The organism is Lactobacillus kitasatonis DSM 16761 = JCM 1039, from assembly GCF_000615285.1.
GTDB lineage: Bacteria > Bacillota > Bacilli > Lactobacillales > Lactobacillaceae > Lactobacillus > Lactobacillus kitasatonis.
In genome coordinates, this window is sequence record NZ_BALU01000003.1 from 169,709 (window position 1) to 195,334 (window position 25,626).

24 protein-coding genes and 5 pseudogenes are annotated in these 25,626 nt (G+C 36.2%); 8 read left to right on the top strand and 21 right to left on the bottom strand.

All coding sequences use genetic code 11. The annotated features are described in order from the left end of the window. Positions 1-21: 21 nt before the first annotated feature. From JCM1039_RS03275 to JCM1039_RS03315, 9 genes are all read right to left on the bottom strand, one after another. Positions 22-1,347, bottom strand: a complete 1,326-nt coding sequence (locus JCM1039_RS03275) for a replication-associated recombination protein A (protein ID WP_025014644.1) — start codon at positions 1,345-1,347, stop codon at positions 22-24. Positions 1,348-1,407: 60 nt separating this feature from the next. Further along, entirely contained in the window at positions 1,408-2,235 is an 828-nt protein-coding gene (locus JCM1039_RS03280; protein WP_034532915.1) for a hypothetical protein, read from the bottom strand. A 6-nt stretch (positions 2,236-2,241) separates the two neighbouring features. Continuing rightward, positions 2,242-3,084, bottom strand: a complete 843-nt coding sequence (locus JCM1039_RS03285; protein WP_025014646.1) for a hypothetical protein — start codon at positions 3,082-3,084, stop codon at positions 2,242-2,244. 12 nt (positions 3,085-3,096) lie between these two features. After that, entirely contained in the window at positions 3,097-3,933 is an 837-nt protein-coding gene (locus JCM1039_RS03290; RefSeq protein ID WP_025014647.1) for a hypothetical protein, read from the bottom strand. Next, complete coding sequence (locus tag JCM1039_RS03295; RefSeq protein ID WP_025014648.1) at positions 3,933-4,640, bottom strand: ABC transporter ATP-binding protein; 708 nt, start codon at positions 4,638-4,640, stop codon at positions 3,933-3,935. Before JCM1039_RS03295 ends, JCM1039_RS03290 begins: the two co-directional genes overlap by 1 nt. Continuing rightward, entirely contained in the window at positions 4,633-5,019 is a 387-nt protein-coding gene (locus JCM1039_RS03300) for a GntR family transcriptional regulator (protein ID WP_025014649.1), read from the bottom strand. Before JCM1039_RS03300 ends, JCM1039_RS03295 begins: the two co-directional genes overlap by 8 nt. Before the next feature lie 290 nt (positions 5,020-5,309). After that, positions 5,310-6,551 (bottom strand): peptidase T, encoded by a 1,242-nt coding sequence (pepT, locus tag JCM1039_RS03305; RefSeq protein ID WP_025014650.1) that lies wholly within the window; start codon positions 6,549-6,551, stop codon positions 5,310-5,312. Between the two features lie 20 nt (positions 6,552-6,571). Continuing rightward, complete coding sequence (locus JCM1039_RS03310; RefSeq protein ID WP_025014651.1) at positions 6,572-7,369, bottom strand: Nif3-like dinuclear metal center hexameric protein; 798 nt, start codon at positions 7,367-7,369, stop codon at positions 6,572-6,574. Continuing rightward, positions 7,362-8,048, bottom strand: a complete 687-nt coding sequence (locus JCM1039_RS03315; protein ID WP_025014652.1) for a tRNA (adenine(22)-N(1))-methyltransferase — start codon at positions 8,046-8,048, stop codon at positions 7,362-7,364. The genes JCM1039_RS03310 and JCM1039_RS03315 overlap by 8 nt, the downstream gene beginning before the upstream one ends. 102 nt (positions 8,049-8,150) lie before the next feature. On the opposite strand from JCM1039_RS03315, the gene JCM1039_RS03320 reads away from it, so the two are divergent. Together JCM1039_RS03320 and JCM1039_RS03325 are read left to right on the top strand one after the other, a co-directional pair. Next, a complete protein-coding gene (locus JCM1039_RS03320) occupies positions 8,151-8,591 on the top strand; it encodes an 8-oxo-dGTP diphosphatase (RefSeq protein WP_025014653.1) in 441 nt (146 codons plus the stop codon). Next, the gene (locus JCM1039_RS03325; RefSeq protein ID WP_025014654.1) at positions 8,592-9,260 is read left to right on the top strand and encodes a M23 family metallopeptidase; all 669 of its coding nucleotides are present in this window, start codon (positions 8,592-8,594) and stop codon (positions 9,258-9,260) included. Positions 9,261-9,316: 56 nt separating this feature from the next. Here JCM1039_RS03325 and rpoD read toward each other — a convergent pair whose 3' ends face one another. The 12 genes and pseudogenes from rpoD to rpsU all read right to left on the bottom strand — a co-directional run bounded on the left by rpoD (position 9,317) and on the right by rpsU (position 20,426). Further along, positions 9,317-10,429, bottom strand: coding sequence for an RNA polymerase sigma factor RpoD (rpoD, locus tag JCM1039_RS03330; RefSeq protein ID WP_025014655.1), 1,113 nt, complete (start codon positions 10,427-10,429; stop codon positions 9,317-9,319). A 15-nt stretch (positions 10,430-10,444) separates the two neighbouring features. After that, the gene (gene dnaG, locus JCM1039_RS03335) at positions 10,445-12,277 is read right to left on the bottom strand and encodes a DNA primase (protein WP_025014656.1); all 1,833 of its coding nucleotides are present in this window, start codon (positions 12,275-12,277) and stop codon (positions 10,445-10,447) included. A 27-nt stretch (positions 12,278-12,304) separates the two neighbouring features. Next, positions 12,305-14,368, bottom strand: coding sequence for a glycine--tRNA ligase subunit beta (gene glyS / locus JCM1039_RS03340; RefSeq protein WP_025014657.1), 2,064 nt, complete (start codon positions 14,366-14,368; stop codon positions 12,305-12,307). Continuing rightward, a pseudogene (gene glyQ, locus JCM1039_RS10530) lies at positions 14,361-15,277 on the bottom strand (glycine--tRNA ligase subunit alpha). Before glyQ ends, glyS begins: the two are co-directional and overlap by 8 nt. A gap of 258 nt (positions 15,278-15,535) precedes the next feature. Next, positions 15,536-16,287: pseudogene (recO, locus tag JCM1039_RS10535) on the bottom strand (DNA repair protein RecO). Continuing rightward, positions 16,287-17,192, bottom strand: a complete 906-nt coding sequence (gene era, locus JCM1039_RS03355) for a GTPase Era (RefSeq protein ID WP_025014658.1) — start codon at positions 17,190-17,192, stop codon at positions 16,287-16,289. The pseudogene recO and the gene era overlap by 1 nt, the downstream one beginning before the upstream one ends. Beyond that, entirely contained in the window at positions 17,192-17,716 is a 525-nt protein-coding gene (ybeY, locus tag JCM1039_RS03360) for an rRNA maturation RNase YbeY (RefSeq protein WP_013642031.1), read from the bottom strand. Before ybeY ends, era begins: the two co-directional genes overlap by 1 nt. A 2-nt stretch (positions 17,717-17,718) precedes the next feature. Further along, on the bottom strand, positions 17,719-18,678 hold the full coding sequence (locus tag JCM1039_RS03365) for a PhoH family protein (protein ID WP_025014659.1): 960 nt from the start codon (positions 18,676-18,678) through the stop codon (positions 17,719-17,721). A gap of 31 nt (positions 18,679-18,709) precedes the next feature. Beyond that, on the bottom strand, positions 18,710-19,153 hold the full coding sequence (locus tag JCM1039_RS03370) for a GatB/YqeY domain-containing protein (protein WP_025014660.1): 444 nt from the start codon (positions 19,151-19,153) through the stop codon (positions 18,710-18,712). A 186-nt stretch (positions 19,154-19,339) separates the two neighbouring features. Further along, positions 19,340-19,662: pseudogene (locus JCM1039_RS10540) on the bottom strand (metal-sulfur cluster assembly factor). Beyond that, positions 19,662-20,120: pseudogene (locus JCM1039_RS10545) on the bottom strand (SufD family Fe-S cluster assembly protein); the annotation flags it as partial. The pseudogenes JCM1039_RS10540 and JCM1039_RS10545, both read right to left, overlap by 1 nt. A gap of 129 nt (positions 20,121-20,249) precedes the next feature. Then, a complete protein-coding gene (gene rpsU, locus JCM1039_RS03390) occupies positions 20,250-20,426 on the bottom strand; it encodes a 30S ribosomal protein S21 (RefSeq protein WP_002880182.1) in 177 nt (58 codons plus the stop codon). 176 nt (positions 20,427-20,602) lie between these two features. On the opposite strand from rpsU, the pseudogene JCM1039_RS10550 reads away from it, so the two are divergent. From JCM1039_RS10550 to JCM1039_RS03420, 6 genes and pseudogenes are all read left to right on the top strand, one after another. After that, a pseudogene (locus JCM1039_RS10550) lies at positions 20,603-21,438 on the top strand (pyruvate, water dikinase regulatory protein). Between the two features lie 162 nt (positions 21,439-21,600). Continuing rightward, complete coding sequence (locus JCM1039_RS03400; protein ID WP_025014662.1) at positions 21,601-22,236, top strand: M23 family metallopeptidase; 636 nt, start codon at positions 21,601-21,603, stop codon at positions 22,234-22,236. A 112-nt stretch (positions 22,237-22,348) separates the two neighbouring features. Further along, on the top strand, positions 22,349-22,876 hold the full coding sequence (gene msrA, locus JCM1039_RS03405) for a peptide-methionine (S)-S-oxide reductase MsrA (RefSeq protein ID WP_025014663.1): 528 nt from the start codon (positions 22,349-22,351) through the stop codon (positions 22,874-22,876). 93 nt (positions 22,877-22,969) lie between these two features. Continuing rightward, positions 22,970-23,848: a YitT family protein gene (locus tag JCM1039_RS03410; RefSeq protein ID WP_025014664.1), complete on the top strand. Its 879-nt coding sequence runs from the start codon at positions 22,970-22,972 to the stop codon at positions 23,846-23,848. 176 nt (positions 23,849-24,024) lie between these two features. Beyond that, positions 24,025-24,912 carry a hypothetical protein gene (locus tag JCM1039_RS12560; RefSeq protein WP_025014665.1) on the top strand — a complete coding sequence of 296 codons (888 nt, stop codon included), beginning with the start codon at positions 24,025-24,027 and terminating at the stop codon, positions 24,910-24,912. A gap of 37 nt (positions 24,913-24,949) precedes the next feature. Continuing rightward, positions 24,950-25,597, top strand: a complete 648-nt coding sequence (locus JCM1039_RS03420) for a hypothetical protein (protein ID WP_025014666.1) — start codon at positions 24,950-24,952, stop codon at positions 25,595-25,597. The last annotated feature ends 29 nt before the right edge of the window (positions 25,598-25,626 follow it).

Sequence of the window (25,626 nt, forward strand, 5' to 3'; positions counted from 1 at the left end):
ATGTGAAATGAGGCTTTTTTCTTATCCATTTTTCTTGTGCCAAGCTTCAATCTGCTCAATTCTTTTCTTGAAACGAATCTCATTGCCCTGCTCATTTGGATAATAAAATTGACTACCTTCAAGTTCTGGTGGCATAGTTCTCATATTAGTCAATTTATCTGGAGCATCTTGGGCGTACTGATAATCTTTGCCATAATTCAAGTCCTTCATTAGCTTGGTTGGAGCATTTCTAATTTGAAGAGGTACAGGTAAATTACCAGTCTTCTTAATCGCCCTTTCTGCCTCTTGCTGTGCAACATAAACTGAATTTGATTTTGGCGTACAAGCTAAATAAATTACACATTCGGTTAAATGGACACCACATTCTGGCATTCCAATAAATTTACAAGCCTGGAATGTATTAATTGCTACGTTTAAGCTATTGGTATCCGCTAGTCCAACATCTTCACTAGCAAATCTCACTAAACGACGAGCAATATACAATGGGTCTTCACCGCCATCCAGCATACGATTAACCCAATAGACTGCTGCGTCAACATCACTATTACGCATCGATTTATGTAGAGCCGAGATCAAATTATAATGTTCGTCGCCTTTTTTGTCGTAGCGTAAAGATTTAGTGTTAATTAACTGATTTAAAATGCTTTCGTCTACAACAACCTTTTTCCCTGTCTTTTTGCCATTCAAAACAGCAATTTCCAGTGTATTCAAACTGCTACGAGCATCCCCATTGCCAAACTCCGCAATTATACGCAAATTTTCAACAGAGATTTCAACATCTAATCCATGGAAACCTGCGGGATTTTTGATTGCATTTTTTAATAAATGAATAATATCATCAGTCGATAAAGAATGAAGTACAAATACTTTCGCACGGCTAAGTAAAGCTGAATTGACCTCAAAAGATGGATTCTCTGTTGTGGCACCAATCAAGGTAATACTTCCACGTTCTACAAAGGGTAAAAATGCGTCTTGCTGTGCTTTATTAAAGCGGTGAATTTCATCAATGAATACTATGGTCTTCTCACCAAATTGACGATTCTGTTCCGCCTCTTCCATAATTTTTCGAATATCTTTAATCGATGAAGTCACGGCACTAAAAGTAATGAAATGTGCCTTAGTTTGTTGGGCAATAATTTCTGCTAAAGTCGTCTTCCCCGTCCCAGGTGGCCCCCATAAGATTAATGAAGGCACCCTATCTTTTTCGATTAGCTCACGCAGTATTTTACCTGGACCAATTAAATCATCTTGCCCGACAAATTCAGATAGGTTCTGCGGCCTAACGCGGTCAGCTAATGGTGTATTTTCGTTTTCATTGGCTAAGGAAAAAAGCGATTCTTCCTTCATAATTTTCACCTCGAAATAATTATAGCAAGAAAAAAGCAATCAATTAACGATTGCTCTTTCTTATCTATTTACAATTTTAGGTTCAACCCATTTTTTAACAAACAAGATATCACATAAACCAAATACTAAGCTCATTACTAACAGCAAAATATCATCTAGCCAAATTGGATCATATGTTTGAAGTGATCTATTAGTATCCACAAAGTTTTGCAAATGCGAAAAGACAATTGAACCAACATATACTGCTACAATTACTAAAATTGCAATGATCAGTAATCTAATCCATAAGGTACTCTTTACAGGTAATTCATCTGAAATAATTCTTGAGGAAAAGTTGGTAAAACTTACGAAGAAGTAAATGAAAAGAATAATTAATACTATAAAGAGCCAATAAAATTCAAACGATACATTAATTCCTGGTACGTTAGGAGTATAAGGAGATAACCCAAATTGACTAAAGGCCTCTGCTATACTATTAGCCCCCATAGTAGGAATAAGTAAGAAGATATTAACAATCTGTTGCAATAAGAAGAAAACACCACACGCTAATAAACTACTAAAAACATTAGCTAAATAAGTTTTACCTTCATCTGCGGCAGCTAAATGCCATGTTTGACTCATATTGATCTTTTCATTTTGCCAACAAGTAACTGCAAAAAAAGCAATATCAAAGTAAATAGTTAAAGTGGCAATATTATAACGCCAAAAATTGCCTAAATTATGAGTCGATGTATAAAAGAAAGTTAAATCATAATTTCCTGTTCCCCAAGCAAATAATGAAATAAATACTATTGTAAACAAATTAATGATGAAAAACAGATAGATGTACCTACTCTTCTGTACCCATATTTGTTTAAAAAGATTACCAAAACTAGTCAAATCATTCATCCCTTTCTAACGATTAACAATTTTAGGCTCAACAAATTTTTGAATAAGAAGACAATTGATAATTCCTAATAAAATTGCGCCAATCCAATATTCTAGTGTAGAAATTCCCAAAGTATCTACATCAATAGCCTTATTTGCTCGAGTAAATAAATGATTAGTATACATAGTTAATATTTGATCATTGATTCGCAATGCAATAATTACACCAACAATTACCAAGATAGCCATTACGACTAATCTAACTCCTGTAGTATTCTTCATTGGCAACTGATCAGCAATAGTTCTAGTTAAAAAGTTGGTCAAGCTAACAAAAGCAAAAATAATTAAAACTAGTCCAACCAAAGCTAATAATTCTTCAACAAAAGCCCAAACTGTTTCGCCGAAAGAAATATTAGCGCCAAAACTTGTACCTACAAATGGATTAATATTGTGACTATAACTATCAATAATAACAACGATCATTCCAATTACGACTTGAATAACAAAGATATAGGCACATTCTACTATGCTAGAAATAATATTAATGATCCAGATTTTACTGCCAGATGCTGGAATTAACTGCCAAGTCTGACTCAAATTGATTTTTTCATTTTGCCAACACATTAAACCTAAAAAGATAACATCTGCAAAAAATGTAGTCAGTGTACCTAGTCCTAGTATTAAGTCCCAAATGTTGTCATTTCTAAAAATTCCACTAGCCATATTATTAACAGAATTACCATTGCCTTTAAAAATAATCCCCATTAAGAACATAAACGCTACAGCAAAAGTTTGGATTAATAAAACTAAATCAGCATAATGACGCTTCTGCAAAAACATTTGCTTAAATAAGGCTTTATTACTTGTCATAATCAGCCTCCATTAATTTTGCTTTGCTTCGACAAATTTATTCAAAAGCAAGATATCGATTAAAGTTACAATTACATCAAAAGCAAGAAATGCAAGAAGTGTTGTACCTACTCCTGAATCGCCAGTACCAAAATCAAATGGCGTAAAACGACCAATTACTGAAAACAATGTAGTTCCCGCATAAGCCAAAAGCCAAATAATTACGATGACTGTCACTAATCTTACAAAGAATACGAGTACTTTGCTTGAACCACTTGGTAAGAAATCCATAATACTTCTGCTACTTAAGTTAATTAGACTAACTACTGCATACCAAGCATAGCCAAGTAAAATTATCAAAAACAATCCACCTAATAGTTGACCCCAATCTTGAGCACTAAAGTCAAAATTGCTTCTTTGAAGTGCAATTTTGATTTCTTTACTTGATAAAAGCAAAGGTAAAGATGCAACTATAACAGTAGCAATTTCTAAAATTCCCAGCCAAATGTATGTGAAGAAAGCTGTACCAAAGTTACTCAATAAGAACTTAGTATCACTAATCGGGATTAAACGCCAAGTTTGACTACGATTTATTCTTTCATTTTTTACAGAAGAAACAATCCAATAAACAAATGCTGCTATAAATGACGTCATAAACATCATTACCGCAAACATGAATAAGAATTCAACTATTGGATTAATTGATTCTCTCTCATTTCCTACTACTACTTCTTGAGAATGACCTCCAGCCGAAACCGTCATCATGATTGTAAAACAGAGGGTGGCAAAGGCTTGGATCAAGTAAATCAGATAAACTGACTTACTTTTTTCTTGAAACATTCTATTGAACAATGTGTTAAAACTAGTCATTATTCATCATCCTCATCTGCATAAAAGCTCTCGTAGTATTCCTCGATTGACTTGTTATTTTGACGAATATCATCAGCAGACTTGTGTTCCAGAACTGTATGGTTCTTTACGATCACTACTTCATCAAGCAATGATGAAATTTCATTTACAAAATGATCGGAAATCAAAATAGTAGATTTTTCATCTTTCCATAAAATAATTGAATTAATGATCTTCTTACGAGCCATTGCATCAATTCCACCGAATGGTTCATCAAGTAAGTACAAATCTGCTTTACGAGCAAAAGTCAAAGCAATGATCAATTTTTCACGCATACCACGAGATAATTGGCTAAGCTTCATATCTGGATCTAACTTCATAAATTTGCGTAATTCGTCAAATTCATTTTCATCAAAATCTTGAAAAATTGTAGAGTAAAAACGAACAATCTGAACAATCTTAGTTGAATCGCTAAAGCCTGTTAAACCATCGGTAAAAGATAACTTTGTCTTTCTTTCAGCTTCCTTAGTTGCACCAGCTAAATCAATCTGTCCCTTATAGTTTTTAGCAACTCCAGCGATAATTCGCATTAAGGTTGTTTTACCTGCCCCATTTTCACCTAATAAGGCAACGATTTTACCTGACGTTAAAGTTAGATCTACGTCTTTTAAAATAGTTTTTTGATTCTTCTTGTAAGTTAAATCTTTAATAGTTAATAAATCACTCATTATGATCCTCATTATGATCCTCACTATGCTCCAAGTAATCTGTAAGCGTCGAAACAAGCTCGTCTTGCTTTACGCCTAACTTTTCCATATTTTGAACAAATTCATCTAACTCATTATTGATGAGGGATTGCTTTGTTTTAGACAACAGTTCCGTATCTTCAGTAACAAAATTTCCTTCACCACGCTTAGTATAAAGAATGCCTTGTGTATTCATTTCTTGCAAAGCACGTTGAACAGTATTGACATTAACAGTCAATTCCAATGCCAACTTTCTAACCGATGGGATCTTTTCACCGGCCTTCATCTTCCCTAAAGCGATTTGGCGATACAAATATTGCTCAATTTGAAGATAAATAGGAATATTATCTTTGAATTCCATTAACTCACCTTCTGCATATACTGTATTATTTATCTATTACACTAATAATACTACTAACTTTATTTTGAAATTTCAAGCATTATTTTTTACTTTGTTTCACAAATCAATATAATTAGAATTTTAAACAAAAAAACAGCTAATATTACTGATCTAACAGTAATATTAGCTTGCTTTTTGTTGTTCATAATACTAGTGAATAACTTATATTTGCTCTCTTTCATTATAAGATATGCATAATATTGGCTATCTAAAAGTATATATTTTTACAAAGCTTGTTTAAAATTGTTTCACTATTTAGCTCTTTCAGCATTTAATTCTGCCATTTGGATCATGACATCGACAGCCTTGTACATTGATTCAAGAACAGTGTATTCGTAACGACCGTGCATGTTTTCTTCACCTGCAAAAATGTTAGGACAAGGAAGACCCATATAAGTCAATTGTGAACCATCTGTACCACCACGAACAGGATCTTCATTAATCTTAAGTCCCTCAGCCTTATATGCATCCCTAGCTAAATCAACAATATCCATGTGCTTCTTCAATTCATCAGCCATATTGTAGTATTGATCCCACATCTTTAATTTGATGCGTTCAGTACCGAATTCAGCATTCATCTTGTCAACGATTGACTTAACCAAGTTCTTACGTTCTTCAAGGCCATCACGTTCAAAGTCACGAATAATGTAATCAAGGTGAGCATTATCAACTGTACCATTAAAGCTCATCAAGTGGAAGAATCCTTCTCGACCATCAGTGTGTTCAGGACGATCATGTTCTGGTAATTGATTATGGAAATCAATACCTACTTGAACAGCGTTGATCATTTGACCTTTAGCTACCGCTGGGTGAACATTAACGCCTTGAATATCAAGACTAAATTGAGCTGCTGAGAAAGTACCCCAATCAAGTTTACCAGGTGCTTCACCATCAACAGTAAAGGCAAAGTCGGCACCAAAGTCTTTAACATCAAAGTGTTCAGCGCCAGTACCGATTTCTTCATCAGGAGTAAATGCTAAACGAATCTTTCCGTGTTTTACTTCTGGATGATTCATCAAGTATTCCGCAAAAGTTATCAATTCAGAGACACCACACTTGTCGTCCCCACCAAGCAAGGTATCACCTGAAGCAGTGATGATTGTTTGACCCTTGTAATTCTTCAAGTGTGGGAAGACCTTGGGATCAAGATAAAATTCTGAGTCACCTAATTGAATCTTGCTTTTACCATCATAATTTTCATGAATTTGTGGCTTAACATTTTCTGAATTAAAGTCAGCAGTATCACTGTGTGCTAAAAAGCCCATTACTGGAACATCATAGTCAACGTTTGAAGGAATTTCAGCAATCACACTACCGGCTTTTTGGTTATAGTGAATATCGCTAAGACCTAAATCTTCAAGATCCTTCATAATGACGTTCTTTTGGAAGTTTTCTTCTCTTTCAGTTGAAGGAAAACGGTCAGAATGTTCATCTGAACGTGAATTTACTTTTACATACTTTAAAAATCTTGGTAATAAATTTGGGTATTCCATATACTCTGTCCTCTTTCTACCTAAAATAAATCTTGAAATGGATTGGTTGAAACTTCTGAAAGTTCAACACCAACATTCCAATCATTTTCTTCGTTCCATTTCTTGAGACGATCATATACCTTATATTTAAACAATTTTTCAGTATAATGACCAGGATCAACTACTGTTAAGCCTGATGAAATCATATCATGACCTACGTGATAGTAAACGTCACCAGTAATAAAGGCATCTAGATGATCATCTAAAGCTCTAGTCCAATATTTACCACCATCACCGCAAATAAAACCAACAGTAGAAATTTGTTTTTCATTATCTGCAGTAATCAGTCTAGCCATCTTAATGTTCATTTTATCTTTAACATAGTAAGCAAAGTCATAAGCTGACATAGGCTTAGGCAACTTACCTTTACGACCCATTGCAATACCATCATCATCTAAGCAAAATGGTTCAACATATTTTAAGCCTAATTCTTCAGCCTGCCAATCGGCAGAACCATTTTGAGCTTTATCAGAATTGGTATGAATTGAATAAACAGTAATTCCATTTTTTATGATATTGCCATACATTGCATTTTGAGCGTTAGCAAAGTCCAAATTGCGAGCTGGTCTAAACATTACAGGGTGGTGACTAACGATAAAATTAACACCCTTTTTTACTGCTTCCTCAACTACTTGAGGACGTACATCTAAAGTAGTCATTACTTTAGTAACATCAGCATCCATTGAACCAATTTGCATGCCAACAGGATCGCCCTTAGAAGCAATATCTTCTGGGAAATCTTGTCTCAAGCGTTCCACTATATCTTTAACTTTAGTCATCGCTTAATTCCTCCTTAATCAGTTGAATATTATGTTCAACTTCATTAATACGGTCTTCATCTTTCTTGCGTGCTTTATTCAAATTTTGCAGTAATTTTTCATAATATTGCAATTGCCCTTGCCACTTTTGATAAAAGACTGGATTTTTTTCACGCATGATAAATGGGCCAAAGAAAATCTCTTTTTCAGTTAAATCATGCTTGTCTGAAGTTAATCTTGCCTTAATTAATTCATAAGTGTGGCCTGCTTCCGCAATTAACTTTTCAGCTACAATTTGATAATTATGCATCATTAGCCAATTACGTACGCCTGCTTCACCGATATTAGGCTCAAGCACTAAATTCTTAAATTGAAAATCTTTACTCCAAGCTGTATCTAAGATATCTACCATTAATTTACCGCCCATACCAGCAATAACAACAGTATCTACTTGATCTTGATGAGTAATAGTCTCCAAGCCATTGCCTAAACGCGTTTCAATTTGGTCACTTAAACCTGCCTCTGCAATATCACTTTTAGCATTTTCAAGCGGACCTTCAGCTACATCACTTGCAATGGCAAATTTTATTTTTCCTGATTTAACTAATTCAATTGGCAAATAAGCATGGTCGGTTCCAATGTCTGCAACTTTGCTGTCCGGATCAACCATTTTTGCCAGCGTATTTAATCTTAAGTTCATTTAATCCTCCATAAAGAGTATGTTTAATCAAATTTTAGCATATTTAGTAGTTGTTTTTAGTCATGTTTTGCTATAATCGTACAGAGAAAGTGGGTTTTTGCATTGAAAAGAACTGAAACAGTAACTTTAACTAACATGTGTATGATCAAAAACAAAGATAAGATTTTGGTTTTAGATCGTAACGATCCCGTTTGGCCAGGTCTTACCTTTCCTGGTGGTCATGTCGAACCACATGAGTCTTTTAGTGATTCAGTTATTCGAGAAATTAAAGAAGAAACAGGACTAATAATTTTTCATCCACGACTTGTTGGAGTAAAACAGTTTTATGATCACAATCATGAGCGTTATTTAGTTTTCTTCTATATTGCCGATAAATTTACGGGGACAGTCAAGGCATCAGATGAAGGAACTTTAACCTGGATGACTAAAGATGAGCTGAAACAACATAAACTAGCTTATAATTTTGATCATGATTTACCAGTGTTCTTTGATCCCAATGTTAGTGAACATATGCTTGATGGAAAACGAGATGAACTTTTTTAGATGAAAAAAACGGAAAGCAAAGTATCGCTTTTTATTGCTTTAATTGCAATTATTATTTTTGCTTCGGTACCCCTTTGGCATATTGATTTAAATGCCAACCGATCACAAACTCAAGTCGTTAAAAAGAAAAAGCCTAAGAAGAAGAAAAAAGTAATTCATAAAGTTACCTGGGGGTATCCTTTCAAACGACTCTACGAAAAGAAAATAAAGTTTAAGTCGGGGCAAAAATTCGGTGAAACTGATGTAATTAGACGCTACTATCCTACGAAGAGTTATTTCCACGATGGTTATGATTTTGGTTTTAGTGAAGTAGGTCACTCTCCTGTTTATGCTGTCCATGCCGGAACAGTTCACAAAGTTAAATATGCTCCAGGACTTGGCTTATTCGTTTGGGTAATTTCTGATGATGGCTATGTTGAAATTTATCAAGAAGGATTCCTTAGCATCACAGATATCTACGTTAAGAAGGGCCAAAAGATTAAATTAGGGCAAAAGATCGGTCGTTTAACTGGTTCACACATCCACTTAGGTGTAACTAAGACTGACAAGAAATATATTGATAAACACGGCGTGCCATGTCGTTACTACTGGAAAGACAATGGCACTTGGCTTAACCCAATGAAGATCATTGAGGATGATATTGCTAAAGGAAAAGCCAGCAGACAATAAAAATGCAAAAAAAGACGTTAAGCAAATGCTTAACGTCTTTTTCATATATTTGGACATTAATCCATAAAGTCACGCAATTGGTTAGAACGACTTGGGTGACGAAGTTTTCTTAAAGCCTTAGCTTCAATCTGACGAATACGTTCACGAGTTACGCCAAATACCTTACCTACTTCTTCCAAAGTACGAGTACGGCCATCATCAAGACCAAAACGCAAACGCAAAACATTTTCTTCACGGTCGGTTAAAGTCTCAAGTACTTGTTCAAGTTGTTCCTTCAACATCTCGTATGAAGCATGTTGTTCTGGACTAGTTGCATCCTTATCTTCAATGAAGTCACCTAAGTGTGAATCATCCTCTTCACCAATAGGAGTTTCAAGAGAAACTGGTTCTTGTGCGATTTTAAGAATATCACGAACTTTATTAGTTGGCATATTCATTTCAGCACCAATTTCTTCCGGGGTTGGTTCACGACCCAAGTCTTGCAACAATTGACGTTGAATTCTAATCAATTTGTTAATGGTTTCAACCATGTGGACAGGGATTCTTATAGTACGAGCTTGGTCGGCAATAGCACGGGTAATAGCCTGTCTAATCCACCAAGTTGCATAAGTAGAGAACTTAAAGCCAAGACGATAATCGAACTTGTCAACGGCTTTCATCAGACCCATGTTACCTTCTTGAATCAAGTCAAGGAATGACATACCACGACCAACGTAACGCTTAGCGATAGAAACAACCAAACGAAGGTTAGCTTCAGCTAATTCTTGTTTTGCTTCTTCATCGCCAGCTTCAATTCTTTTGGCAAGAGCAATTTCCTGGTCTGCTGTAAGAAGTGGCACACGTCCAATTTCCTTCAAATACATCCGCACTGGATCGTTCATTCTAACGCTTGAAGGTGCTGACATATCTTTTAATTCAGCCTTTTCAACATCCTTCTGTTTCTTCAAGGCTAACTTTGAAGGATCACCGTTTTCATCAACAATACTGATACCATTATCTTCAAACTCTTGTACAAGTTGGTCAACAGCCTTGCCTTGCAAATTATAAGGCTTAATCAGACGAGCAGTGAAGTCCTTTTCAGTAATTGTCTTTTTCTTCTTTACGTCCCTAACGACTTGCTTTACCACCTTGTCCAAAGATGGTTTTTGTGTAGTTTCTCTTTCTGCCACTAAAAAGCCTCCTTATTAACCTAAGACCCTTTTCAATTCAATAATCTTTTGAGTAATGTTCAAAGCTTCGTCTCTATCTTTTTTGCGCATTGCATCTTGCAATTGATTATTAAGCTCATTCAGTCGGGAATAGATGTTGCGCTTTTGAAACGATTGAACATACTCATTAATCTCTTGAATTGTAAAATCTTTTGGCATGTTTGCCATTTCAGCATCTACTATTATACCTTGAAGTTGCTCAGGAATAAAATCTAAGAAACCATCAATTTGCGGATTATCGTGTGTTTCTTTGTATTTTATCCATAATTGAGCTAATTCTTCAAAATCTTTATCTGGAAAATGGAAGTTTCCTTCTTGTAGATATTTTTGTGCCTGTGCTGAATGAATAAATAAGTACAACAATCTAACTTGTCTTGGATGTCTTTGACCTTCTGTCTGTTGAATCGTTGCAGTTTCTGCTGATTCATAAGAAGGCTGCATTTCATTCGCACTACTAATCGGAACAGAATAATTAGCCTGCTGCCGCATATGACTCTTAGCACGATTATTTCTACGTAATTCTCTCGCTAAATTTGCTTTCAGCGAATCAGGCGACACCTGTGCATTACGGGCAAGTTGCTCAATGTACATGTCCCGCTCAACAGGATTTCTAACCTGAGCAATTTCTTTGACTGCTTCATCCAAATAAGTAATTTTTTCCCGGTCATTGTTTAGATTATATTTTTTAGCCAATCTTTCCAGGAAAAATTCAGTTGGAGTTTTAGCTCCATTTACTTCATTTCGATATTTTTCAGCACCGTATTTTCTAACGTACTCATCTGGATCCAAATTATCCGGTAAAACAACAATTCCTAAATTGAAATTGCCTGCTTTATTAAACATTCTTGCAGCACGTTCTTCAGCATGAACACCGGGCGGATCTCCATCGTAGTTGATGATAATGTTTGGAGTTACTCGCCGCAACATATAAACTTGATCATCTGTCAAACTAGTACCCATTGAAGCAATACCTGAACTAATTCCAGCCTTGTAAGCAGCTATTACGTCCATGTATCCTTCATAAAGGATAAGGTGCTGTTCGCTTCTAGCTGCCTTCTTTGCTTCCGCAAAGTGAAACAGAACTTTAGATTTAGTAAAAATTTCAGTTTCTGGACTGTTCATGTACTTGGCTTCTGTTTTATCATCAGAAATTCGACGACCTGAAAAGCCAATTGTTCGACCATTCTCATTATCTAGTGGAAACATAAGTCTATCACGAAAACGATCGAAAAGCCGTCCATCTTTACTTTCTACAAACAAACCGCTTTTTGCCAATTCATCATCTTGATAGCCTTTGCCACGCAAATAAGTGATTAGAACATTATCTTCTTTGGGAGCATAACCGATATTGAAGTGATCCAGTACTTTTTGATCCAATTGCCTTTTTTGGGCATACTGCATCCCTCTTTCACCAGCTTTAGTTGTCAATAGCACCCTATGATAAAATTCTGCTGCATCCTTCTGCACTCGCATAAGTGGATTTAACTTTCCCCCACCATTATTGCCATACCCTTGTGGCATCGCAATATGAGCGAATTCCGCAACTCGCTCTACGCTCTCTGGGAAAGTTAAATTATCCTTATACATCAAGAATTTAAATACGTTTCCGCCCTTACCACAGCCAAAGCACTTGAAAAATTGCTTTTCTTCATTAACCGTAAAAGAAGGTGTTTTTTCTTGATGAAAAGGGCAAAGACCAATATAGTCTTTGCCTTTCTTTTCAAGTGACACGTATTGGCTGATGATATCTACAATATTAACGTTACTGCGGACCTCATTGATGAATTCTTCTGGAATCCGTCCAGCCATATGAATCACCTTTTTCTATCTAATTATTTATTTAATTACTAACTTACTCAAGTCACCTAAACGATCAGCTAATTCACTAACAGCATACAACTGTGCTAAACGGTTATTCTTAACCTTTTCGTCCTTAGCCATGATCATATTAGTATCAAAGTATTGGTCAATAACTGGTTGAAGTTGAACGAAGCCTTGGTAAAGGTCAGCTAAACTTTCAACCTTTTGCAAGTTTTGAACACCAGCATAAAGTTCTTTTTCACTGTTGTCATCGAATAAGCTTTCATCGATTTCAACATTGCCCTTGAACTTAGACTTCTTTAAGATATTGTCAATTCTAGTCAAACTTTCAACTACTGGCTTAAATTCTGCATCATCGTGGTGAAGTTGCAATACGTTAGCAGCCGCCAAGATTTGACTTGGATCTTGTTGACTTGATGCAAGAACAGCATCAACAATATCATACTTGAAGTTGTTCTTTTGTAAGTATTGCTTTACACGGTCACGGATAAAGTCAGCAATTTCTTGATCAGCATCACCCTTAGGAAGCTTAGCTGGAGTTACACCATTAAGCATGTTGATGATTTCTGGCAATACTTCATTAAATGGAAGTGACCACTTTTGGTTAAGCAAAATTCTAACAATACCGTAAGCATAACGACGAAGTGCATATGGGTCGTTTGATGAAGTTGGAATCATACCTGCACCAAAGAAGGTTACAATAGTGTCAATCTTATCTGCAACAGATAAAAGTGAACCTACAGTAGTTTCTGGAAGTGGACCTTCTGCAGTAGCTGGCATGTAGTGTTCCTTAATAGCTACAGCAACTTCTTCATCTTCACCAGCAAGACGAGCATAGTGCATACCCATGACACCTTGAAGTTCAGCAAATTCACCAACCATTTGAGTTACTAAATCAAACTTGTAAAGTTCACTAGCACGATCAAAGTCCTTAACAACGTTTTCTGGCAAGCCCCAACGCTTAGCAAGGTAATCACCGATCATGCGTACACGTTGCATCTTTTCAGCCATTGAACCGATCTTGTCATGGAATGAAACATTCTTAAGACGATCAACAAAGTGGCTAAGTGGGTACTTACGGTCTTCATCGTAGAAGAATTGAGCATCGTCCAAACGAGCTACCAATACCTTTTCGTTACCTGAGATAACGTTGTCCAAGTAATCCTTGTTACCGTTTCTTACAGCGATAAAGTGGTTAATCAACTTGCCATTTTCGTCGTAAACTTCAAAGTATCTTTGGTTATCCTTCATTGAAGTAATTAATACTTCGTCTGGGATGTTTAAGTACTTTTCATCGAATGAACCAGCAAAAACAGTTGGGTATTCAACTAAGTAGGTAACTTCTTCAAGAAGATCACGATCAGGTTTTACTTGCCAATGATTTTTCTTAACCAATTCATTCATTTGGTTAAGGATCATGTCTTTACGTTCTTCAGCGTTGGCAATTACGTATTGATCCTTCAATGCATCTTCATAGTCATCTGCATTAGCCAATACTACTGAATCACCTAAGAAACGGTGACCTTGAGTCTTACGACCTGCAGTAATATCTAAGATCTTAACAGGAACTACGTCACTACCAAATAATGATACAAGCCAGTGAATTGGACGAACGAATTCAAAGTCATTTGAATCCCATCTCATCTTAGTTGGGAAAGTCATGGCCTTAATGATATCACTCATACCAAGCAAAATATCAGTAGCCTTTTTACCCTCTTTTTGAACGTGAACATAGGCGTATTCGGTACCCTTAATTTCTTCAAAGTAGATGTCATCAGTAGTCATACCTTGACCACGAGCAAAACCTTGTGCAGCCTTAGTCCAATTACCATCTGCATCTTGAGCGATCTTCTTAGCAGGACCCTTCTTTACTTCATCGATGTCGTCTTGCTTTTCAGCTAAGTCTTCAACCAAAATAGTCAAACGACGTGGTGTAGCAAAGGTCTTGATGTCCTTAAATTTAAGACCGTTTTCTTTCAAAAACTTTCTAGTTCTGTCAGCCAATTGCTTTACGCTGCGTGGTACAACATGGGCTGGCATTTCTTCAGTACCGATTTCAAATAAATAATCTTTAGCCATTTTCTACCCCAGCTTTCTTGTCTTCTGCGCTCTTAAGCAATGGGAAGCCACGTTTTTCACGTTCTTCGACAAACTTAACAGCTACTTCATGAGCCAAGTTTCTAATTCTTGATAAGTATCCAGCACGTTCAGTTACTGAAACAGCACCGCGAGCATCAAGCAAGTTGAAAGTATGTGAACACTTCAAAATGTAGTCATATGCTGGGTGTACAAGGTTTTGACCAAGAAGACGCTTAGCAGTTGCTTCATAAATATCGAAGAACTTAAGAAGTTGATCTTGATCTGATTCTTCAAAGGCATACTTAGAATGTTCATATTCTGGTTGCTTAAAGATATCACGGTAAAGAACACCGTTACCCCATTCAAGGTCAAATACAGAGTTTACGTCTTGAATGTATGATGCAAGTCTTTCAACACCATAAGTAATTTCACTCATAGTTGGCTTAACATCTAATTCACCGACAACTTGGAAGTATGTAAATTGACTAACTTCCATACCGTCAAGCCATACTTCCCAACCAACACCGGCACAACCCATTGATGGGTTAGCCAGTTGTCTTCTACGAAACGAATATCGTGTTCCAAAGGATCGATGCCTAAAACCTTCAAACTGTCCAAGTAGTATTGTTGAATATCCTTTGGAGCTGGCTTGATAACAACTTGGAATTGGTGGTGTTGGAATAACCGGTTAGGGTTTTCACCATAACGACCATCTGCAGGTCTTCTTGAAGGCTCTACATAGCAAGCTGCCCATGGTTCAGGACCAACTGCACGAAGAAAAGTGTAAGGACTCATCGTACCTGCACCTTTTTCAACATCGTAAGAAGGCATAATCATACAACCTTTGGAGGACCAGAATTGTTCCAGCTTAAAGATCATATTTTGAATGTTTAATTTCTTATCTGCCATTTTCCTTAATTCTCCTCCTGCGCTAGGCCATAAAAAAAGCCTATGCAAATTTTGCATAGGGACGAAATATATCGCGGTTCCACCCTAATTCAGGAAGTGTTCTTCCTGCACTTAATTGAACTTTGACTAGAGGTGCCTTTTCCTAGGTACCCTTACACCAAACGGTACTCGCTTAACTAGTACTTTTCTAATCCTCATCATCGCCAAATACGTACATATTTTAACACATGAACTAGGTTTAAACCAGATATTTACTAACTAAAAAAGTTTTAATTCATCTAAAAATTTTTTGGTCTTTAAGTTTAAATCAATCGTCTCACGATAGATGCGATCGATTGATTTTCTAGTAGCCTTTTTAGTTTCTTCATTAATAGTAATTGTTCCAAGACGATCAGTAGGCAAAAGGCCGATTGTTCTTAAAACGGCGGTTTCTTTGGGTTTTAAATGCATGCGACTATTTACTACACCAAAATGGTCACTGCAAATAACCCCGCCTAATTTAATTGAATAATCGAAAATACCTTTTTCTTTACCACAAATTACGCAATGTCTTAGTTCAGGTTCAACGCCATAAGCACTGAGCATTTTCATTTGCACAATTTGCGTGATCATCTCGCAATCAACGCCTTCATTAATCTTTTTCAGGCAAAAAGAGCCAAGTCATAATACTTGCCAATTGGCTGATATTCGACAAAAGCATGATCAATTAAGTCAAAAATAAAAGAAGCATAAGCATTCTTCGTTAGGTCTTGGTATAACCCATCGAATTGCTTTACTTCTTTATACGTGCGTAGATTGCTCAAACCATGACCACTTGTGTAAATAACATAAGTTCCCATTGAGAAGTTAAGCGTCGCAGCACTTAAACGTGACTTTGGCCGCAAAGCTCCCTTCACAATTAAGGTAATTATTCCATCTTGCTTAGTCATGATTTTTGCTAATAAATCTGCTTCTTTATATTTTTGTCTTTTGAAAATAATACCCTGAACTTCTTTAAGTTCGCGTACCATTAACTAAGTTCCTTTTTATCATAGCCAATTTGTTTTAAGAAGCTTGGATCTGAGCGCCAGTTGTGTTGGACCTTAACCCAGAGACGCAAATTGACTTTTTCTCCAAGCAAATCTTCGATTTCCTTACGAGAATTAATACCAACTTGCTTGAGCATCTTACCACCTTTACCTATGATAATGCCCTTTTGTCCATCTCTTTCAACATAAATGGTTGCTTCAATCACCAACTTGCCATTTTGATGCTTATTCATTTGATCAACGGCAACCGCGGTAGCGTGCGGTACTTCTTGTGAAGTAAGTCGTAAGATCTGTTCACGAATAAGTTCTGCCACAACAAAATATTCAGGCCGATCTGTGATCTGGTCAGCACTGTAATATTGTGGTCCTTCTGGCAAGTACTTGTTAAGCGTAGCTAATAAGTCTTCAATACCAATGCCTTGAGTAGCAGAAATCGGTAGTATTTCTTTAAAGCCCTCTAGCTTATGGTATGAATCCATAATTGGTAACAACTTGTTAGGGTGAATTTCATCAACTTTATTGATTACTAAAAATACGGGAACCTTTACTTCCTTAAGCAAATCAGCAATGTATTGATCACCTTTACCAATTTCCTCAGGTTCAACCATGAACAAAACTAAATCTACATCATTTAAACTAGAGAGACTGGCTTTATCCATATAGTCGTCAAGTTTTGAATGAGGCTTAAAGATACCCGGTGTATCTACAAAGACAACTTGCATATCATCGGAAGTATAAATGCCTGAGATACGATTTCTCGTGGTCTGAGGCTTATTTGAAGTAATCGCCACTTTTTGGCCAACTAAGTAATTCATCAAAGTTGACTTACCGACATTTGGTCGACCAATTAAGGCAACAAAGCCAGACTTAAACTTTTTTTCTTCCATTATTTACCTCTGCCTTCATCTAATTGATCTGGATATAGTGGCAAGCCGTAGTCTTCAAGCACCTTACCTTGAATGCCAAACATTTCTTTGGCTTCATCTGGCTTGATATGATCATAGCCATTCAAGTGCAAGAATCCATGAACTACAGTATAACCAAATTCTCGGTCAAACCCAGTGCCATATTCCTTGCTATGACGTTTGATGACACTTGGACACATAAACAAATCCCCGATATCTTCTTGAAAATCAGGATCATCCTCAAAGGCAGCTAAGTCAATTGAATCCTCACCATCTTCAATTGCAAAAGAAATGACATCTGTTGGACGATCTTTATCACGATACTTCAAGTTAATTTCGTGACTACGATCTTCGTCAACAAAGTTAATACTCATTTCTAAGTTATTATCTTTGCCAATTTCTTTTTTAGCTAAAAGCAAAAGCTTCATAATCCAGTCTTGCCAGTCGCGTTTTTTATCATCTAAAAAACCAACTTCATCATTATAGGTAATATCAATTGGATCCATTTTTAGTGTTTAGCGTCCTCTTTTTCATAAGCAGTAATAATTTTGGCAACTACAGGGTGACGAACAACATCCTGTGCAGAAAAGTTGATAAATTTGATTTGGTCGATGTTCTTCAAAATTCGTCTAGCATCGATTAAACCGCTATGCTGTCGTCCCGGCAAATCGACTTGAGTCATATCTCCGTTTACGACCATCTTGGAGTTAAAACCAAGACGTGTCAAAAACATCTTCATTTGTGCATCAGTAGTGTTTTGGGCTTCATCAAGAATTACAAACGCGTCATCAAGCGTACGTCCACGCATATAAGCAAGTGGAGCCACTTCAATTACGCCACGTTCCATTAAGCGGTCAGTAGTATTAGTACCAAGAATAGCGTACAAAGAATCGTAAATTGGTCTCAAATATGGATCAACTTTTTCCTTCAAGTCGCCAGGCAAAAATCCAAGTGATTCCCCAGCTTCAACGGCCGGTCTAGTCAAAATTATTCTGGAAACTTCGCCCTTTTTGAATGCAGCAATTGCACACACAACTGCCAAGAAAGTCTTACCAGTCCCAGCTGGCCCTATTCCAAAGACAACATCAGATTTATCAATGGCCTCGACATAACGCTTTTGACCCATATTTTTCACCCTGATCGGTCTACCTTTAGCATCCCGAATCAAGACTTTCTTATACAGATCCGCAAAGTACTCTGTGGTACCCTTGTCGGCCATCTTCATCGCACTAACCGTATCGGGCGCGCCAACGTTAACGCCGGTATTCACGACACTGTCAAGTGCCTTTAAAACAGCGACGGCTTTCTTTACGTTTGCCTCATCATCCCCTACAATAACAATGTCATTGCCAGTATCGGTAACGGACAAATCATAGCCTTCAGAAAGAAGCTTCAGATTTCCATCATTAACTCCAACTAATTTTTGAATATTCCCTGCTTTTTGAGGTGTAAAAGTTGTTTGAGCCAAAAAGACCCGCTCCTTCTTGTTACTACTAAACTTAGTTTAGTTGATCACGAACTGCTTGAGACGCAGCCTTACCATCGGCACGTCCCTTGATCTTTGGCATTAAGGCTTTCATAACCTTACCAAAATCAGACTTGCCTTTGGCACCAATTTCATCAATCGTTTCTTTAACGGCAGATTCCAACTCGTCCTTGCTCATTTGTTTAGGCAAGTACTTTTCAACTACTGCTAATTCTTTCTTAGTTTCTTTCACTAAATCATCACGTTTAGCTTTAGCAAACTCTTCGATTGATTCTTCTCTTTGTTTCTTTTCGCGATTAAGAACAGTTAATTCTTCATCTGCATTCAAATCATGTCCCAGCTTGATCTTTTCATTCATCAAAGCAGATTTGATCATGCGGACAGTATCAAGAGTTGTCTTATCGTGATTTTTCATGGCTGTTTTCATATCAGTCATGATCTTATCTGACAAACTCAATTTATAATTCCTTCTTTCTATTAAAAACCCAATAATATTATAGCAAACTATGTACATAACTATTAAGTTTTCAACGGAATATATTGAAGTTTTTTGCATAAAAAGCAAATATTTTGTCTTATTTCAATGATTTATGTGCGGAAAGCAAAAAATCTCAGGAAAAAACCTGAGATTTATCAATTTATTCTAAATATGAATGCCTAAAGTAAGTCTTGCAAATTGACTCATCATTTTAGGTGTCCATTGAGGATAGTAGACTAATTTAGCTTCACATTTTTTACTCTATCAACTTGAAGTGCAGCTTTCTTAATCATATCTTGCAACAATTCAATAATCGGACATCCCATCGTAGTTAAAGTCCAATTAATATGGCAAACATTTTGATCATCAACTTCAACTGAATAAATCAAACCCAAATCAACTAAACTTACACCTAATTCAGGATCAATTACATTTTTTAAAGCATCATAGACTCCTTTTTCTTTTGGCAACAGACTTTCTTCAAACATTAGCCAATTGCTCCTTCCATTTGAAAACTGATCAAGCGATTAAGTTCTACAGCATATTCCATTGGCAATTGCTTAGTAAAAGGTTCTACAAAGCCCATAATAATCATCTCAGTTGCTTTTCTTTCTGGAATTCCACGACTTTCAAGATACTAAAGTTCTTCATCCGAAATTTTTGAAACTGTTGCTTCATGTTCCATTGCTACATTGGAGTTTTCAATTGAATTCGTTGGAATTGTATCTGAAGAAGATTTGTCATCCATAATGATCGTATCGCATTCAACATGAGACTTAGAATCTGAAGAATTTTTGCCAAATTTTATGCTACCACGGTAATCAGTTGAACCGCCACCTTTAGCAATTGATTTTGAAACGATTGAACTAGATGTATTAGGTGCATTATGAAGCATTCTTGAACCGGAATCTTGGTGAATCCCTTTATGAGCACCAGCAGCTTTGATATCTACATATAGTTATTAACTCATTTGATAAAAAAACAGTATCGAAATATCAATTATTTCAATACTGTGTTTATCAAATATTTTTGAAAATAAAAAGCCCACCCATTCCCGGGTGAGCTTTTCAGATTATTAATAATGTCTACGCTTGCGTGCAGCTTCTGACTTCAATTTTCTACGAACACTTGGTTTTTCGTAGAATTCGCGCTTGCGGTATTCTTGTAAGGTACCACTTCTTGAAACGGAACGCTTGAAACGACGAAGAGCATCATCAATAGACTCGTTTTCGTGAACGATTGTCTTAGCCATGTGTGATCCCTCCTTCCATTTCTTGGCGTTACGCCATACATTTACTTAAATTATACCAAACAAATCTTAAGGGTCAACATAATTTTCAAATATTTTTCAAAAAAGTTTATCTTGAGAATTCGGTTGTTAATCCGCTTTCATTAATAGTATAATTAGGAGCAGAAAGAGGTGCTAATATGGCAGATACAAAAGACCAAAATGAATTAAACATTATCATTATTTCAGATGCTGCTGGTGACACCGCATTTAGCAACGCTACTGCGGCTGCTGCTGAATTTCCAAAAGCTAAAATTAATTATCGTCGTTATCCATTTATTACTAATGAAAAGAAATTGGATGAAGTTTTAAAAGAAATTGAGAAATATCCAAATCTTGTAATCATCTACAGTTTGGTAAAAGATGAAATGCAAATGCCAGTTATCAAGTTTGCACGTGAACACAACATCCAATGCGTAGACATCTTCTCACCTGTTGTCGAAGCCATCCAACAAACTACTCATATGACTCCTGATCAAAAGATCGGTGCTCAACACAGTTTGAACCAAAAGTACTTCGATAGATTTCCGCAATGGAATTCGCCGTAATGTATGATGATGGTAAGGATCCTAAGGGCTTCTTGGAAGCTGACGTAGTTTTACTTGGTGTATCTAGAACTTCTAAGACTCCACTTTCATTGTTCTTAGCTAACAAGAACTTGAAGGTTGCTAACTTACCACTTGTTCCAGAAACTCATATTCCAAAGGAAATTTACGAAATTGACCCTAAGAAGATCATTGGTTTAACCAACGATCCATCTGTCTTAAATGAAATCAGACGTCAAAGAATGATTTCTTATGGTTTGAATCCAGATACTAGTTACTCAAGCATGGATTCAATCAACAAGGAACTTGAATCAGCACAAGCTTTATACAAGAAGTTAGGCTGCTACGTAATCAATGTAGCCCACCGTTCTATCGAAGAAACTGCTGCTTTAATTCTTGAACACTTAGGTATCGATGATTACGCTAAGTAATAAATGATCTTTTAAACAGGACTGAATAGATTTCAGCCCTGTTTTTTTCTATCTTTTTGTTAGTAAAAACAGTTTTGTAACGTTTACGTAAAACTACTGCGCTACAATAATTCTGGTCACATAAAGAAAGGAGATATTCAGGTACATCCTGATTTAATATAGATGAGATTTAAAAAACAATTAATCACTTTATTAGGCGCAGTGTTATTAGGTTCAAATTTAAATGTATCAACTGTAGTTGCAGCTGATGCTGCAGTTGACAGCAATACAACAACAACTACTACTGAACCAGAAAAAAAGACATACAAATGGACTTACCCATTCAAGGCTTGTGACAAGTACGGTGTACGTCCAATGTCCAAAGCGCAAACTTTCGGGATGACTGATTATATGCGTTCTGTTAACCCACCTTCATACTTCCACGATGGTTGGGACTTTGGTCACTCTGAAGTTGGCTACTCACCAGTTTACGCAATTCACGAAGGTACAGTTAAGAAGGTCGCTTACGGTAGCGGCTTAGGCTGGTTCATTTGGGTTATCAGTCCAGATAAATACGTGGAAGTTTACCAAGAAGGTTTCACTAAGAAGAGCGATATTTATGTAAAAGCCGGTCAAAAGATTAAAGCTGGTCAAAAGATTGGTAAGTTAACCGGTTCTCACCTTCACTTAGGTTTAACTAAGACTACTAAGAAATACATTAATAAGAATGGCTTCCCATGCAACAACTGGAATGTTGATAATGGTACTTGGTTGAACCCAATTAATACTATTAAGAAGTACCTTGCAAAACAAAAATAATTATTCGTAATAAAGAATCATCAAAATATTTGGTGATTCTTTATTTTTTAGCATATAATTAAAAACAATTAAGAATATTAAATAGCATTTGAGCTAAGAAAGGGAGAATAATATGAGTAAACATTTAGATACTGCTATCTTTGCCGGCGGTTGTTTTTGGTGCATGGTTGAACCTTTCGACACCGTAGATGGCGTTGAAAAAGTCGTTTCTGGCTATACTGGAGGGCATGTTGCTAATCCAACCTATGAAGAAGTTTGCACCGGTAAAACTGGTCATACCGAAGCTGTTGAGATCACCTATGATCCAAGCAAGATTTCATATGAAGAGCTTTTAAATTACTATTGGCAAGTGACTGATCCTACTGATGCAATGGGTCAATTCCAAGACCGCGGAGATAACTATCGCCCTGTAATTTTCTATAATTCTGAAGCTCAAAAAGAAGCAGCAGAAAAATCCAAACAAGAACTAGCAGAAAGTAGCAGATTCGATAAGCCTATAGTGACCAAAATTGAAGAAGCAAAGCCTTTCTACCCTGCCGAAGACTATCACCAAGGCTTTTACAAAAAAAATCCTGAAAGATATGCATTAGAAGAAGCCGGTGGCCGTGCCGATTTTATTAAAAAGCATTGGGGTAAATAATTTTATTGGTTGGTCCCTGCCCTTATTTTTGTTAAACTTAGTATGCTAAAAACAATAAATATAGTTTGTATTTAAACTAAGGATTGACGCTATATGGATCAATTAGATAAATTCAACAGGCGCTATAACTTTTTATCTAAGTTATCAGCTGCCCTCTTTTACTCAATTGCTGTGGCGGTTGCGTTAAACTTCTTCTGGACGCCAGGACACATGTACTCATCCGGAATCACAGGTTTTGCGCAGTTAATTAACACTGTCAGTGAACGATACTTACCATTCACGCTGTCCACCTCAATCATGTACTTCGTCTTAAACTTCCCATTATTCATCTTGGCTTGGCTTAAGATTGGACATAAATTTACCTTCTTTACAATTGTTGCGGTTGTCCTAGGATCAATTATGATGCACGTTATTCAACCATTGCATATGGATCTCGATCCTGTTGTCTGCGCAATTTTCGGTGCAACAATCAATGGTGTTGGTACTGGATTCGCACTTAAGAACGGTATTTCAACTGGTGGACTTGATATCATAGGTATCGTTATTCGACAAAAAACTGGGATCAGTTATGGTAAGTTTAATATCTTTATTAACTTAATCATTATTGCCGCAGCTGGTTTCATGTTTGGCTGGACAAGAGCTTTATACTCTGCTTTAACCATCTTTATTAACGGCCGTGTAATCGATGCTGTTTACACGCAGCATAAGAAGATGCAGGTTATGATCGTAACTCAGCATCCCCAACACATCATTGATGGTATTCAAAACAGAATGCACCGTGGAATTACTATTTTGCACGATGCTGAAGGTGCCTACAGCCACATTGAAAAGACGGTTTTGATCACTATTATCGACCGCTACGATTTGTATGATATTCGTCAAATTGTTCAAAAAGCTGACCCATATGCATTCATGAGTGTAAGCGAAGTCGAGAAGGTATACGGTCGCTTCAAGGAGCAAGAGATAGTCTAGAAAAGTAAGGCAATTGAATATTTAAACAAAAACTCATATTGGAAGAAATTCCATTATGAGTTTTTGTTATCTCTCGACTTTTATCTTCTCTACTATACTTAAGATATAATAGTTTTAAAAGGTTAACATTTCAGATAAATTAAAAACAACCTAGTATCATCATAAAGAGGATCAAAATGGCAATAATATTACTGATTTTAATTGCAATAATTATCTGGTTGTTAATTAAAATTTACGACTACAAAAAAATAAATACCAAATTATCTAAACAAAATAACGAATTAACTGAGAGAATTAAATTACTAACTGGCACTTCTCAACTCCATTCTGAAAATTCGGATGAGAAATCAAGTCAAGGCTCAGAAGACAATGAATATGCGTCAATACCTCCTACACCTTTTAATGAGAAAAATGCAGCAGCTTGGAAAAAATATGAAGATGAGCAATCGGAAGTTTGGACCAAATACCGTAAAGTGCAAGAAAGCCAACCAGATTATGATAAACAATTTGGTAGATCATTTGATTATCCTAAGTACACCGACAAATATGATACAAATACAGATTTCAGTTTGCGTGAATTACTTTTATTAATTTGGTGGGGCAAAATAAAAAAAGGTAGACTTACTACTGCTAAAATTCCTAAATATTTTATCTTCACCTACAACTTAAATGCACAAAAAGTAACTCAAAAATTCCTTGATAAAGGCTGGCTCTTTCAAGAAGATAACAGGTACTTCTTATCAAAAGAAGCAAAACAGGCTACAGAATTTTATAGTGATCTATGGGAAATGCATCAAGCGGACAATTTTCCTATTTGTCTGGATGAAGATTTTCCTAACTGGAATCACGGGAAATTACTTATCACCTTTTACAAGAATGATATAGATTTTCAAAACAAACTAATTGCCTATTACAACAAATTAAACTCATTCTATAAAAGTAATCCAAAATTCTTTGCAGATAAACAAATGCAAGATAATCATATTCAAGAGATTGAACAATCAATTTCAGAAGCTCAAAATGTGATTAATAAGAACAACAAAATAATTAAAGCCATTGAATAATTAATGACATAGTACGATAAATATAGAAAGGACTATCATGAGTTCATATTACGAATTAATCTGGAAAGAAAACGAACTAGATTCTTATTCAACTGACAAACTTAACTTCATTTTTAACACGATCAACCATCCCTTCTCTGTTCGATACCGTCAAATGTATTCCAACCGCTTGGAATGGCAAAAAGCAGTAAAACACCACAACGATCTTATTCAAAAAGTAAAGGACACTATTAATAGTCGCGACGACATTCACGATGTCAGAGAGGCCTGGCTCAAGCAACATGACAACGCTAAAACCTCTACAGAAGATGGCTACACTATTGAGCAAATCGCCAATAAGTTGCCACATTTAGCTAACCAACTAGGAGCTTTCATGGAAATCGAAAACATCGAAATCAAGTACTTCGATGACGATTCCAAGCCGCGTTACGATTTAAACGACTTTAAAGACATCTTCAAAGAAAACTATAAGGATAGTGGCTTTAAGCAAACTGGTATGACTAAAGATGCCCTGTTGAAACTATATCCGCAAATTAACAAACAAGATCTCGAAAATGTCTTAGAAATGGCCGACTGCGAGCCAGAAACAGAAGATGGCGTAGAAGTCATGCCTTACTGGTATGCGGTAAACGCCAAAAGAATGCTTGTTGACGGCAATAGCTTCACAGAAACTTTTGATAATTAAACGTCTAAAAAGACAACAGTCCAAAAAAT

What these genes read in the sequence shown, in the direction of transcription:
- ybeY (WP_013642031.1), bottom strand. Translation starts at nt 17,716, where the DNA reads ATGGATCCAATTGATATTACCTATAATGATGAAGTTGGTTTTTTAGAT.
- pepT (WP_025014650.1), bottom strand. Translation starts at nt 6,551, where the DNA reads ATGGAATACCCAAATTTATTACCAAGATTTTTAAAGTATGTAAAAGTA.
- JCM1039_RS03400 (WP_025014662.1), top strand. Translation starts at nt 21,601, where the DNA reads ATGAGATTTAAAAAACAATTAATCACTTTATTAGGCGCAGTGTTATTA.
- JCM1039_RS03310 (WP_025014651.1), bottom strand. Translation starts at nt 7,369, where the DNA reads ATGACTAAAGTTAAAGATATAGTGGAACGCTTGAGACAAGATTTCCCA.
- dnaG (WP_025014656.1), bottom strand. Translation starts at nt 12,277, where the DNA reads ATGGCTGGACGGATTCCAGAAGAATTCATCAATGAGGTCCGCAGTAAC.
- msrA (WP_025014663.1), top strand. Translation starts at nt 22,349, where the DNA reads ATGAGTAAACATTTAGATACTGCTATCTTTGCCGGCGGTTGTTTTTGG.
- JCM1039_RS03300 (WP_025014649.1), bottom strand. Translation starts at nt 5,019, where the DNA reads ATGGAATTCAAAGATAATATTCCTATTTATCTTCAAATTGAGCAATAT.
- JCM1039_RS12560 (WP_025014665.1), top strand. Translation starts at nt 24,025, where the DNA reads ATGGCAATAATATTACTGATTTTAATTGCAATAATTATCTGGTTGTTA.
- era (WP_025014658.1), bottom strand. Translation starts at nt 17,192, where the DNA reads ATGGAAGAAAAAAAGTTTAAGTCTGGCTTTGTTGCCTTAATTGGTCGA.
- JCM1039_RS03280 (WP_034532915.1), bottom strand. Translation starts at nt 2,235, where the DNA reads ATGAATGATTTGACTAGTTTTGGTAATCTTTTTAAACAAATATGGGTA.
- JCM1039_RS03295 (WP_025014648.1), bottom strand. Translation starts at nt 4,640, where the DNA reads ATGAGTGATTTATTAACTATTAAAGATTTAACTTACAAGAAGAATCAA.
- JCM1039_RS03325 (WP_025014654.1), top strand. Translation starts at nt 8,592, where the DNA reads ATGAAAAAAACGGAAAGCAAAGTATCGCTTTTTATTGCTTTAATTGCA.
- JCM1039_RS03275 (WP_025014644.1), bottom strand. Translation starts at nt 1,347, where the DNA reads ATGAAGGAAGAATCGCTTTTTTCCTTAGCCAATGAAAACGAAAATACA.
- JCM1039_RS03285 (WP_025014646.1), bottom strand. Translation starts at nt 3,084, where the DNA reads ATGACAAGTAATAAAGCCTTATTTAAGCAAATGTTTTTGCAGAAGCGT.
- glyS (WP_025014657.1), bottom strand. Translation starts at nt 14,368, where the DNA reads ATGGCTAAAGATTATTTATTTGAAATCGGTACTGAAGAAATGCCAGCC.
- JCM1039_RS03315 (WP_025014652.1), bottom strand. Translation starts at nt 8,048, where the DNA reads ATGAACTTAAGATTAAATACGCTGGCAAAAATGGTTGATCCGGACAGC.
- JCM1039_RS03420 (WP_025014666.1), top strand. Translation starts at nt 24,950, where the DNA reads ATGAGTTCATATTACGAATTAATCTGGAAAGAAAACGAACTAGATTCT.
- JCM1039_RS03410 (WP_025014664.1), top strand. Translation starts at nt 22,970, where the DNA reads ATGGATCAATTAGATAAATTCAACAGGCGCTATAACTTTTTATCTAAG.
- rpsU (WP_002880182.1), bottom strand. Translation starts at nt 20,426, where the DNA reads ATGGCTAAGACAATCGTTCACGAAAACGAGTCTATTGATGATGCTCTT.
- JCM1039_RS03290 (WP_025014647.1), bottom strand. Translation starts at nt 3,933, where the DNA reads ATGACTAGTTTTAACACATTGTTCAATAGAATGTTTCAAGAAAAAAGT.